At 45.0% G+C, this 13,185-nt stretch carries 6 protein-coding genes; all 6 read right to left on the reverse strand.

What is annotated here, in order from left to right:
• Positions 1 to 5: 5 nt before the first annotated feature.
• Complete coding sequence (tuf, locus tag KJ365_RS09665) at positions 6 to 1,190, reverse strand: elongation factor Tu (RefSeq protein ID WP_214451457.1); 1,185 nt, start codon at positions 1,188 to 1,190, stop codon at positions 6 to 8.
• A gap of 63 nt (positions 1,191 to 1,253) precedes the next feature.
• A complete protein-coding gene (fusA, locus tag KJ365_RS09670; RefSeq protein ID WP_214451458.1) occupies positions 1,254 to 3,356 on the reverse strand; it encodes an elongation factor G in 2,103 nt (700 codons plus the stop codon).
• A gap of 189 nt (positions 3,357 to 3,545) precedes the next feature.
• Positions 3,546 to 4,016 carry a 30S ribosomal protein S7 gene (gene rpsG / locus KJ365_RS09675; RefSeq protein ID WP_214451459.1) on the reverse strand — a complete coding sequence of 157 codons (471 nt, stop codon included), beginning with the start codon at positions 4,014 to 4,016 and terminating at the stop codon, positions 3,546 to 3,548.
• A 73-nt stretch (positions 4,017 to 4,089) separates the two neighbouring features.
• Entirely contained in the window at positions 4,090 to 4,464 is a 375-nt protein-coding gene (gene rpsL / locus KJ365_RS09680; RefSeq protein ID WP_214451460.1) for a 30S ribosomal protein S12, read from the reverse strand.
• A 275-nt stretch (positions 4,465 to 4,739) separates the two neighbouring features.
• Positions 4,740 to 8,948 carry a DNA-directed RNA polymerase subunit beta' gene (rpoC, locus tag KJ365_RS09685; protein ID WP_214451461.1) on the reverse strand — a complete coding sequence of 1,403 codons (4,209 nt, stop codon included), beginning with the start codon at positions 8,946 to 8,948 and terminating at the stop codon, positions 4,740 to 4,742.
• 100 nt (positions 8,949 to 9,048) lie between these two features.
• Positions 9,049 to 13,077, reverse strand: a complete 4,029-nt coding sequence (gene rpoB, locus KJ365_RS09690) for a DNA-directed RNA polymerase subunit beta (protein WP_214451462.1) — start codon at positions 13,075 to 13,077, stop codon at positions 9,049 to 9,051.
• Between the last annotated feature and the right edge of the window lie 108 nt (positions 13,078 to 13,185).

Genomic DNA, 13,185 nt, shown 5'->3' on the forward strand with positions numbered 1-13,185 from the left:
TGTGCTTAAGCTAAAATCTTAGCTACAACACCGGCGCCTACTGTGCGGCCACCTTCACGGATTGCAAAGCGTAAACCTTCATCCATCGCTATCGGAGCAATTAGCTCTACGACGAATTTAAGGTTATCACCAGGCATTACCATCTCTACGCCTTCAGGTAGCTCTACTGCACCTGTTACGTCAGTTGTACGGAAGTAGAACTGTGGACGATAGCCTTTGAAGAATGGAGTATGACGGCCACCTTCATCTTTGCTTAGTACATATACTTCTGCTTCAAACTTAGTATGCGGGTTGATTGAACCAGGCTTAGCCAATACTTGACCACGCTCTACGTCTTCACGCTTTGTACCACGTAATAGAACACCTACGTTCTCACCAGCACGACCTTCGTCTAGAAGCTTACGGAACATTTCTACGCCCGTACAAGTTGTCTTCGTAGTGTCTTTGATACCTACGATTTCAACTTCTTCACCTACTTTAACGATACCTTGCTCAACACGACCGGTTACAACCGTGCCACGACCTGAGATTGAGAATACGTCTTCGATTGGAAGAATGAACGGCTTGTCGATGTCACGCTCTGGCTCTGGAATGTAGTTGTCTAGCGCTTCGCCTAGCTCTACAATCTTCGCTTCCCATACTGGGTCGCCTTCTAGCGCCTTAAGTGCTGAACCTTGGATTACCGGTAAGTCATCACCAGGGAATTCATATTCAGTTAATAGCTCACGTACTTCCATCTCTACTAGCTCTAGAAGTTCTTCGTCGTCTACCATGTCACATTTGTTCATGAATACGATCATGTAAGGAATACCAACCTGGCGACCTAACAAGATGTGCTCACGAGTTTGTGGCATAGGACCGTCTGTAGCAGCTACTACTAAGATACCACCGTCCATTTGCGCAGCACCGGTGATCATGTTTTTTACATAATCGGCGTGTCCTGGGCAATCTACGTGAGCATAGTGACGCTTAGGCGTGTCATACTCAACGTGAGAAGTTGCGATGGTGATACCACGCTCGCGCTCTTCTGGTGCGTTATCGATTTGATCAAATGCTTGGGCGCTACCACCGTAAGTCTTTGCTAGTACTGTAGTGATTGCTGCGGTTAACGTCGTTTTACCGTGGTCAACGTGGCCAATTGTACCTACGTTTACGTGCGGTTTCGTACGTTCAAACTTTTCTTTTGCCATTGCTCTTATTTCCTAAGTTTAACGCCCGTTCCAACATTAGACCGGACCGAATCAAAAATATTATTACATGCGAGAGTCAACAATGGCTTTAGCGACATTGTTGGGTGCTTCCGCATAGTTATGAAATTCCATTGAATATGACGCACGTCCTTGCGTTGCAGAACGCAAATCAGTGGCATAGCCAAACATCTCTGAAAGTGGAACCTTAGCGCGCACTATCTTAATGCCTGCTACACCCTCTTCCATTCCTTCTATCATACCCCTGCGGCGGTTGAGGTCACCTACTACGTCACCCATCCAATCCTCAGGAGTTGTTACTTCTACCTTCATTACCGGTTCAAGTAACACTGGGTTAGCCTCAGCCGCCCCTTTTTTGAATCCCATTGAAGCGGCAATTTTAAAGGCCATTTCAGAAGAGTCAACATCATGGTAAGAACCATCAAACAAAGTGACCTTAATATCGAGTACAGGATACCCTGCAACCACGCCATTTTGTAGTTGTTCTTGAATGCCCTTGTCAACCGCAGGGATAAATTCTTTGGGGACTGCGCCCCCAACAATCTCGTCGACAAATTCGTAACCACCACCTTCTTCAAGGGGTTCGATTTTAAGCCATACATGGCCAAACTGACCTCGGCCGCCCGATTGTCTTACAAATTTACCTTCTACTTCAACTTTCTTTCTAATAGTTTCGCGGTAGGCCACTTGTGGCTTACCGACGTTGCACGAAACATTGAACTCACGTTTCATACGGTCAACAATGATATCTAGATGTAATTCACCCATTCCCGATATGATTGTTTGACCTGATTCTTCATCTGTCTTAACCCTAAACGAAGGATCTTCGGCGGCTAATTTACTCAGCGCAATACCCATTTTCTCTTGATCCGCTTGAGATTTAGGCTCAACAGCGATAGAAATCACTGGATCTGGGAAATCCATACGCTCGAGGGTAATCACATGATTTGCGTCACATAAGGTTTCACCGGTGGTGACGTCTTTCAAGCCAATAGCCGCAGCAATATCACCGGCACGTACTTCTTTTAACTCTGCTCGGTCGTTTGCATGCATTTGCACCATACGACCTATGCGCTCTTTTTTACCTTTAATTGGATTATATACCGCATCGCCAGTTTTGATGACGCCTGAGTAACATCTAAAGAACGTCAAGGTGCCAACAAATGGGTCTGTCGCGATTTTAAATGCGAGGGCGGAAAACGGCTCATTATCGTCTGAATGACGCTCAGCCTCAGTCTCTTTGCCATCGTCCAGTATACCGGTAATGGCTTTAACTTCTGTAGGAGAGGGCAAATATTCTATTACTGCATCTAATACCGCTTGCACGCCTTTGTTCTTAAATGCGGAACCACAGGTCGCTAATACAATTTCATTGTTTAGGGTACGAATTCGTAGACCTTGCTTTATCTCAGCTTCGGTGAGATCTTCGCCGCCTAAGTACTTTTCCATCAAATCGTCGTTTGCTTCGGCGGCAGCTTCAATCATTTCCATGCGATATTGCTCTGCTCTATCGACATGTTCAGCTGGAATATCTTCGTAAACAAAGGTGGTACCCTTGTCTTCTTCATTCCAGTTGATGTACTTCATCTTGATTAAATCGATGACGCCGGTGAAAGTCTCTTCTGCGCCGACATTGATTTGAATTGGGACACATGTTGCGCCTAAGCGCTTGCGAATTTGTCCGATGACTCTCTCGAAATCTGCACCCGCTCGGTCCATTTTATTGACGAACACCAAACGCGGTACTTCATATTTGTTGGCTTGACGCCATACAGTCTCAGACTGTGGTTCAACACCCGATGAGCCACAAAAAACAACCACAGCGCCGTCGAGCACCCTTAAGGATCGTTCAACTTCAATGGTAAAATCAACGTGTCCTGGAGTATCTATGATATTGATTCGATGCTGTTCAAATTGCTGATCCATGCCTTGCCAGAAACAAGTGGTAGCAGCTGAAGTGATAGTAATACCACGCTCCTGCTCCTGCTCCATCCAATCCATGGTAGCCGCGCCGTCGTGTACTTCACCAATCTTGTGTGAGATCCCCGTGTAAAAAAGCACGCGCTCTGTGGTGGTGGTTTTGCCTGCATCAACGTGCGCAACAATTCCAATATTGCGATAGCGTTCTATGGGCGTTTGACGTGGCATTTATTTCTCTTTCTTTTAATTGAAAAAAAGGGGTCGGAATCAACTCATTGTTAACACTTAGTGAGTGATAAACAATTTGCTATGAACCTAATTGACTCTGACCCCTTTTCTTTTTCAGTTAGTTATTTACAAAAACAGTCTGCCTTTTACAGGCAGACTGTTGCATTGATATGACATGTTGTCAGTAGCTTACCAGCGATAATGAGCAAACGCTTTGTTAGCTTCAGCCATGCGATGAACGTCTTCACGTTTCTTCACTGCACTACCTTTGCTATCTTGTGCGTCAATCATTTCAGCTGCAAGTCTTTGCGCCATGGATTTTTCACCACGTTTACGTGCCGCTTCAACCATCCAACGCATACCTAGTGCATTACGACGAACTGGACGAACTTCTACTGGAACTTGGTAAGTAGAACCACCTACACGACGAGATTTAACCTCAACGGTAGGACGGATGTTGTCTAGCGCTTCTTCGAAGACTTCTAGGTGTGGTTTGCCGGTTTTTTCAGCAACAATTTCAAGGGCACCGTAAACGATTTTTTCAGCGGTGGACTTTTTGCCGTCTAACATGACAACGTTCATGAATTTAGCAAGTAACTCTGATCCGAACTTAGGATCTGGTAGGATTTTACGTTGACCTACGACTCTTCTTCTTGGCATCTTAATTCTCCGTGGAATTCAGGGGTTTCCCAAAACTCTAAATTAATAGTTTGGCCTTACTAACGGAGAACCGTTAAGACTTAGGCCTTTTCGCGCCGTACTTAGAACGGGCTTGTCTACGATCGCTCACGCCTGCGCAGTCTAATGTACCGCGAACTGTGTGATAACGAACACCTGGTAAGTCTTTAACACGACCACCACGAATAAGCACAACACTGTGCTCTTGAAGGTTATGACCTTCACCACCGATGTACGAAGAAACTTCGAAACCGTTAGTTAAGCGAACACGACATACTTTACGTAGTGCAGAGTTCGGCTTCTTTGGAGTGGTTGTATATACGCGAGTACACACACCACGACGTTGTGGGCAGGCTTGTAAAGCAGCTACGTTCGATTTCTCGACCGGCTTTTTACGTGGCTTGCGCACTAACTGGTTAACTGTTGCCATTAACTAGCTCCTGATTAAAACTATGAAACCCGAGGCTATTCTCATGAATGCTCGGGTGCGTATTGCAAATGCGTGTCATACCAAGTTAATAACACAGCAATTGCTGTAAATCCGTATGTTTGGATTATGAATATGATGTTTCATAAACAAAAATTCCGCGACATATTTTGGATATCCCAAAATTAGGGTCGCGGAATGTTATAGATCAACGTCAGTAATGTCAAGACAAGCCAAGCAATTACTTGGTTTGTCTTGCATATTAGCTAAGGTTTCACTTACTCGTCAGCTTCAGAATCACTATCAGCATTCAAAGCTTCAGCAAGTTGCGCTTGCGCTTCATCAGCTGATACTGAAAGTTCCTGGTGAAGTGCAAGATTTTTGCGTTCAGCGCGTTGCTGATGATATGCAAAACCGGTACCTGCAGGAATCAATCGTCCAACGATTACGTTTTCTTTCAGACCACGTAAATCATCTTCTTTTCCTTGAACTGCCGCTTCTGTAAGAACACGCGTCGTTTCTTGGAAAGAAGCTGCTGAAATAAACGACTCAGTTGAAAGCGATGCTTTGGTAATACCTAGCAACTGAATTTCGTATGTTGCTGGGATCTTACCTTGCTTCTCCATCTCACGGTTGGCAATTTTAACTGCCGATACTTCGACCTGCTCACCTGCTAAGAAGCGTGTATCACCTGAATGGGTGATCATACACTTACGCAGCATCTGGCGGATAACAACTTCAATGTGCTTATCGTTTATCTTAACCCCTTGTAAACGATAAACTTCTTGTACTTCGTTTACGATGTAGTTAGATACTGCACTCACACCACGTAGACGCAAGATGTCATGTGGAGACTCAGGCCCGTCAGAAACAACTTCCCCTTTCTCTACGCTTTCACCTTCAAACACGTTGAGTTGACGCCATTTCGGAATCATCTCTTCGTAAGCGCCATTAGCGTTCAAGTCTACTAAACGTGCTGCTTCATCATTTTTAGGTGTAATGGTAAGACGTTTCTTACCTTTGGTTTCTTTACCGAAACCAATGACACCAGAAATTTCTGCAAGGATAGCAGGCTCTTTAGGCTTACGTGCTTCAAACAAGTCAGCAACACGTGGAAGACCACCAGTAATATCACGAGTCTTCGAGCTTTCCTGTGGGATGCGCGCTAACACGTCACCTTCAACAGCCATTTTGCCATCGCTGGCTTCAATGGTAGTAAAGCTTGGCAAGCGAATTTCTTGTAGCGAGCCATTTTCGCCTTCAAGGATTAGCTTCGGCTCTTTTGCATTAGCCTTAGTTAAGTCCTTAACAACGATACGCGTTAAGCCTGTAAGCTCGTCTTGCTGCATCTCTGTGTTAGTGTCGTCGATGTCAGCAAACGTGATTTTAGATGCACGCTCAGTCACGATTGGGTGACTATGCGGGTCCCACGTAGCGACTAGGTCACCAGCACCAATTTCTGCGCCGTTATCAACCGATAAGGTCGCACCGTAAGGCACTTTATAACGCTCTTTCTCACGCCCTTGACTATCAATGACTGTCAATTCAGTAGAACGAGACACAATCACTAATTTACCATCAGAGTTGCGAACGTATTTTGCGTTGTGAAGCTTAAGTGTACCGCCAGTTTTCACTTGTACGCTGTTTTCAGCAGATGCTCTTGATGCCGCACCACCGATGTGGAATGTACGCATGGTAAGCTGTGTACCAGGCTCACCGATTGACTGAGCCGCGATAACACCAACCGCTTCACCTGAACCGACCATATGGCCACGTGCGAGGTCACGACCGTAACACTTAGCACATACACCGTGGTCGTTATCACAAGTAATAACTGAACGAACCATCACAACGTCAACAGAGTTTGCTTCAAGCATGTCTACAAGTTGCTCATCTAGTAAAACGTTACGCTCTACTAAGACTTCGTTTGTACCTGGCTTGATCACGTCTTCGGCTACAACTCGACCGAGCACTCGCTCTCTCAATGGCTCAACAACATCACCACCTTCAATAAGAGGAGTCATCTTCACGCCTTCGAAGGTACCGCAATCATCATTAGTAATTACTAAGTCTTGCGCGACATCTACCAAACGACGAGTTAAGTAACCCGAGTTAGCGGTTTTAAGTGCGGTATCGGCCAAACCTTTACGAGCACCGTGAGTAGAAATAAAGTACTGAAGAACGTTTAGACCTTCACGGAAGTTTGCCGTGATAGGTGTCTCGATGATTGAACCATCTGGTTTTGCCATCAAGCCACGCATACCAGCAAGCTGACGAATCTGCGCGGCTGAACCACGAGCACCTGAGTCGGCCATCATGTAAACCGAGTTAAACGATGGTTGCTCTTCCATTTCGCCATCGCGGTTTTCTACCGTTTCAGTTTTAAGGTTGTCCATCATTGCTTTTGCAACGTTATCATTGGCCGTTGACCAAATATCGATAACTTTGTTGTAGCGCTCACCTGCGGTAACTAGACCAGACTGGAATTGTTCCTGAATTTCAACCACTTCAGCTTCTGCTGCATCGATGATTTCTTTTTTCGCTTCAGGAATAACCATGTCGTCAATACCAACCGACGCACCAGCGATCATCGCATAGTGGAAGCCTGAGTACATGATTTGGTCAGCAGCAATAACGGTGTCTTTCAAACCAAGGGTACGATAACACTCGTTAAGCAATTTAGAGATTTGCTTTTTACCCATAGCTTGGTTGATGATTTCGAAAGGTAAACCTTTTGGTAAAATCAATGAGAAAATCGCACGCCCAACGGTAGTGTCGATGATTGACGTTTTCTCATGCTTATCGCCATTTTCGTCTACTTCATATTCAGTGATACGCACTTTTACGCGAGCGTGAAGCTCTGCAGTGTCAGTACGATAAGCTTTTTCAGCTTCGTGAGGGCTGGTAAACACCATGCCTTCACCTTTACCGTTTACACGGTCACGGGTAAGATAGTAAAGACCTAATACAACGTCCTGTGAAGGTACGATAATTGGCTCACCATTCGCAGGCGATAAGATGTTGTTAGTCGACATCATTAGGGCACGTGCTTCAAGCTGAGCTTCAATCGTCAGCGGTACGTGCACAGCCATTTGGTCACCATCGAAGTCAGCGTTGTACGCCGCACATACTAATGGGTGTAATTGAATCGCTTTACCTTCAATTAGGGTCGGTTCAAATGCTTGGATACCAAGTCTGTGTAGCGTTGGTGCACGGTTAAGTAATACTGGATGTTCACGAATAACTTCGTCTAGAACGTCCCATACTTCCGGTGCTTCGCGCTCCACTAACTTTTTAGCAGCCTTAATAGTTGTAGCTAAACCACGACCTTCTAATTTGCCGTAGATAAATGGCTTGAATAACTCAAGTGCCATTTTCTTAGGTAGACCACACTGGTGCAAACGTAATGTAGGACCAACGGTAATAACCGAACGACCGGAGTAATCAACACGCTTACCAAGAAGGTTTTGACGGAAACGACCTTGCTTACCTTTGATCATGTCGGCAAGTGATTTGAGAGGACGTTTGTTAGAACCGGTAATTGCGCGACCACGACGACCGTTATCAAGCAATGCATCTACCGCTTCTTGAAGCATACGCTTCTCATTGCGCACGATGATATCTGGTGCAGCAAGGTCTAAAAGGCGCTTCAAACGGTTGTTACGGTTGATAACACGGCGGTATAAGTCGTTCAAATCAGATGTCGCAAAGCGACCGCCGTCTAGCGGTACTAATGGACGTAATTCTGGTGGTAATACTGGAAGAACCGTTAAAATCATCCACTCTGGCTTGTTGCCAGACTGTTGGAAAGATTCTAGAAGCTTCAAACGCTTAGTGATTTTCTTACGCTTGGTCTCAGAAGTAACACTAGGAAGCTCTTCACGCATTGCAGCAACGTCAGATTCAACATCAAGGGCTTTGAGCAATTCAAATACTGCCTCTGCACCCATTTTTGCTTCAAAGTCATCACCATGCTCTTCTAAAGAATCTAAATATTCTTCTTCGTTTAGCAACTGGCTTTGCTGTAAGTCAGTCATACCTGGCTCTGTGACCACGTATGATTCAAAATATAAAACGCGTTCAATATCGCGCAATGTCATATCAAGCATCAAGCCGATGCGTGACGGTAGTGACTTAAGGAACCAAATATGCGCTACTGGGCTAGCTAGTTCGATGTGACCCATGCGCTCACGACGCACTTTCGTTAGGGTCACTTCAACGCCACATTTTTCACATATTACGCCGCGATGCTTCAAACGCTTATATTTACCACAAAGACATTCATAGTCTTTTACTGGGCCAAATATACGTGCACAAAAAAGACCGTCACGCTCAGGTTTAAACGTACGGTAGTTAATGGTTTCAGGCTTTTTCACCTCACCGAATGACCACGATCGGATCATGTCTGGCGATGCAAGACCAATTTTGATGTTATCAAATTCTTCAGTCTTGTTTTGTTGTTTAATAAACTTTAGTAAGTCTTTCACATATCTCTCCCAACGGAGTCTGTATCACGACCCAGTGGCTATAAACAAAAGCTCACTGGGCCAACCTGTCATTTTGCTATGATTCGCTCAATTGAGACGCTTACTGCTCTTCTAGCTCAATGTTAATACCCAACGAACGGATTTCTTTCAACAATACGTTGAACGATTCTGGCATGCCAGGCTCCATTCTGTGGTCGCCATCGACGATGTTTTTATACATCTTCGTACGGCCGTTAACATCGTCTGATTTCACAGTTAGCATTTCTTGCAAGGTATACGCAGCACCGTAAGCTTCTAGTGCCCACACTTCCATCTCTCCGAAGCGCTGACCACCAAATTGTGCTTTACCACCAAGTGGTTGCTGTGTCACCAAGCTGTAAGAACCAGTCGAACGAGCATGCATTTTGTCATCCACTAAGTGGTTGAGTTTAAGCATGTACATATAACCTACGGTTACTGGACGCTCAAATGCACGACCAGTACGACCGTCGAACAGGGTTATTTGACCTGACTCTGGAATGTCAGCTAACTTAAGCAATGCTTTGATTTCTTCTTCGCGAGCTCCGTCAAACACTGGCGTAGCGATAGGAACACCCTTACGGAGGTTCTCAGCTAAGCGTTTGATTTCGTCATCACTGAAGGTATCAAGATCAACTTTTTGATGCGATTCACCTGAGTCGTACACTTCTTTTAAGAAGCTACGTAACTTAGCGACTTCTTGGTGCTCTTTCACCATGCGGTCAATCTTCACACCCAGTCCATGCGCTGCCATACCTAAGTGAGTCTCTAGGATCTGACCGATGTTCATACGCGAAGGTACACCGAGCGGGTTAAGCACGATATCAACAGGCGTTCCGTTAGCATCGTAAGGCATATCTTCAACGGGTTGGATAGCTGAGATAACACCTTTGTTACCGTGACGACCAGCCATTTTATCACCAGGCTGAATGCTACGCTTAACTGCTAGATAAACTTTAACAATCTTAAGAACACCTGGCGCTAGGTCATCACCTTGAGTGATTTTACGACGCTTGGTTTCAAACTTCTTGTCAAAGTCATTTTTGGTTTCAGCATGCTGTTGTGCCGCTTGGTCTAACTCAGTTTGCGCATCTTCATCGCTCAATACTAAGTCGAACCACTTGTCGCGAGGCATGCTATCAAGCTTGGCTTGATCGATACCGGATTTAAGCAACAAGTTTTGTGCACGAGCAAAGATACCGTCTTCTAAAATGCCAAACTCATCGCCTAAGTCTTTTTTGACCTGACGAAGCTGCATTTCTTCAATCTCAACGGCACGCTTATCTTTTTCTACACCGTCACGAGTGAATACCTGAACGTCGATAACGGTTCCAGTTACACTGTTTGGTACGCGCAAAGAAGTGTCTTTTACGTCAGACGCTTTTTCACCAAAGATGGCTCTTAGTAGTTTTTCCTCAGGCGTAAGCTGCGTTTCACCTTTAGGTGTTACTTTACCAACGAGTATATCGCCGCCTTTTACTTCAGCACCGATATATACAACGCCTGATTCATCCAACTTACCTAACGCAGACTCACCAACATTTGGAATGTCTGAGCTGATTTCTTCAGGACCAAGCTTAGTATCGCGTGCAATACAGCTTAGTTCTTGAATGTGGATGGTAGTGAAACGATCTTCTTGAGCAACGCGCTCAGAAATAAGGATAGAATCCTCAAAGTTGTAACCGTTCCAAGGCATAAATGCGATGCGCATGTTTTGGCCAAGTGCCAATTCACCTAAATCGGTAGACGGGCCGTCAGCCAATACATCACCGGTCACAACTGGCTCGCCGACGTTACACGTAGGACGCTGGTTGATACAGGTGTTTTGGTTTGAACGGGTGTACTTAGTCAGATTGTAAATGTCGATACCGGCTTCGCCTGGTGTCATTTCGTTTTCATTTACTTTCACAACGATTCGGCTAGCGTCAACATAATCAACGGTGCCGCCGCGCTTAGCAATAACCGTTACACCAGAGTCAACCGCAACTGTCTTCTCCATGCCGGTTCCTACCAATGGCTTGTCAGCACGCAATGTCGGTACTGCCTGACGTTGCATGTTTGAGCCCATTAGTGCGCGGTTAGCATCATCGTGCTCTAGGAACGGGATGATACTTGCTGCTACTGATACGATTTGCTGAGGTGATACATCCATAAACGTGATGTCTTCGCGCTGAACTAAGGTAGTCTCACCGCGTAAACGACAGGGTATCAAATCTTCAACTAAACCGTTGTTTTTATCTAGTAATACGTTTGCCTGTGCAATCGCATATTGACCTTCTTCAATCGCTGATAAGTATTCGATGTCGTCTGTAACAACACCGTCTACAATTTTACGATAAGGCGTTTCTAAGAAACCGAAATCATTGGTTCTTGCAAAGCTTGCAAGTGAGTTAATCAAACCAATGTTTGGTCCTTCAGGCGTTTCAATTGGACATACACGACCGTAGTGAGTTGGATGCACGTCGCGCACCTCAAAACCAGCACGTTCACGTGTCAAACCGCCCGGGCCTAATGCAGAAATACGACGCTTGTGCGTGACTTCTGATAACGGGTTGTTTTGGTCCATAAATTGTGACAACTGACTTGAACCAAAGAACTCTTTTACCGCTGCCGAAATTGGCTTAGCGTTAATCAAGTCTTGCGGCATGATGTTGTCTAAATCACCGAGGCTAAGACGTTCTTTAACAGCACGTTCAACACGCACTAAACCAACACGGAATTGGTTCTCTGCCATTTCACCTACCGAACGAATACGGCGGTTTCCTAAGTGATCAATATCATCTACTTCGTCTTTACCATCACGGATGGTAAGAAGCTGCTGCATCACCGCAACGATATCATCTTTATCTAATGTACCGGCGCCAGTTGATTCAGCACGTCCTAAACGACGGTTGAACTTCATACGTCCTACCGCCGATAGGTCATATCTATCTTCAGAGAAGAACAAGTTATCAAACAAGTTCTCAGCCGCATCTTTTGTGGGCGGCTCGCCTGGGCGCATCATGCGATAGATTTCAACCAGTGCTTCTAAGCGATTGCTGGTTGGATCAATGCGGATGGTATCTGAGATATATGAACCGTGGTCCAGCTCATTGATATAAAGCATATGGAATTCATTGATCCCAGCTTCTTTAATCACATCTAACGCTTCTAATGTGATTTCATCATTAGCGTTTACTAGAACTTCACCCGTTTCTTCGCTAACGTAAGTGGCTGCAAACACTTTTCCTTGCAGATACTCAGCTGGGATTGGGAGTTCTTTAATTTTAGCTTTTTCTAGTGCACGAGTATGGCGAGCAGAAATTCTGCGTCCTTCTTCTACGATGACTTCGCCTTTCTTGTCTACAATGTCGAACTGCGCTGTTTCACCGCGTAAACGGTCTGCAACAACGTCCATCATGAAGTTTTCGTCACTCACACGCACAGATACTTTATCGAAGAACACATCAAGGATATCTTCTGTACCCATTTCAAGGGCGCGTAAAATAATTGTAGCAGGGAGTTTTCTGCGGCGGTCTATGCGCACAAAAAGGTTGTCTTTAGGGTCAAACTCAAAGTCTAACCAAGAGCCACGATAAGGAATAACGCGTGCGTTATACAACACTTTGCCTGAGCTGTGTGTTTTGCCTTTATCGTGATCGAAGAATACGCCCGGTGAACGGTGTAATTGAGAAACAATAACACGCTCAGTACCGTTAATTACAAAGGTACCATTTTCCGTCATTAACGGAATCTCACCCATGTAAACTTCTTGCTCCTTAATGTCTTTTACAGTGCCTGGTGCAGCTTCTTTATCAAATAAGACCAGCCTTAACTTTACACGTAATGGCGCAGAGTAGGTGACACCACGGATCTGACATTCCTTAACGTCAAATACCGGCTCACCTAAACGGTAAGACACATATTGAAGTTCCGAATTACCAGAATAACTCTTTATGGGAAACACTGAGCGGAATGCAGACTCTAAGCCATACTGGCCTTCTGTATCGAGCTCAATAAATTTCTTAAATGAATCTAGTTGTATTGATAGAAGGTATGGAATTTCCAATACCTGAGGGCGCTTGCCAAAATCCTTACGGATACGTTTCTTTTCACTATAAGAGTAAACCATGGGTTCCTCAGCCGACTGATTTTAGACCCAACCTGCTACACTACTGCTGTATTTGTGTAACAAACATCCAGTACCCTTTTAGGGACTTAGCTAAAGAATAGACCAAAA

The organism is Glaciecola sp. XM2, assembly GCF_018595715.1.
Classification (GTDB): Bacteria; Pseudomonadota; Gammaproteobacteria; order Enterobacterales; family Alteromonadaceae; genus Glaciecola.

Bases quoted from the DNA above. Each gene is read 5' to 3' on its own strand.
- tuf (WP_214451457.1), bottom strand. From the start codon at position 1,190: ATGGCAAAAGAAAAGTTTGAACGTACGAAACCGCACGTAAACGTAGGT.
- fusA (WP_214451458.1), bottom strand. From the start codon at position 3,356: ATGCCACGTCAAACGCCCATAGAACGCTATCGCAATATTGGAATTGTT.
- rpsG (WP_214451459.1), bottom strand. From the start codon at position 4,016: ATGCCAAGAAGAAGAGTCGTAGGTCAACGTAAAATCCTACCAGATCCT.
- rpsL (WP_214451460.1), bottom strand. From the start codon at position 4,464: ATGGCAACAGTTAACCAGTTAGTGCGCAAGCCACGTAAAAAGCCGGTC.
- rpoB (WP_214451462.1), bottom strand. From the start codon at position 13,077: ATGGTTTACTCTTATAGTGAAAAGAAACGTATCCGTAAGGATTTTGGC.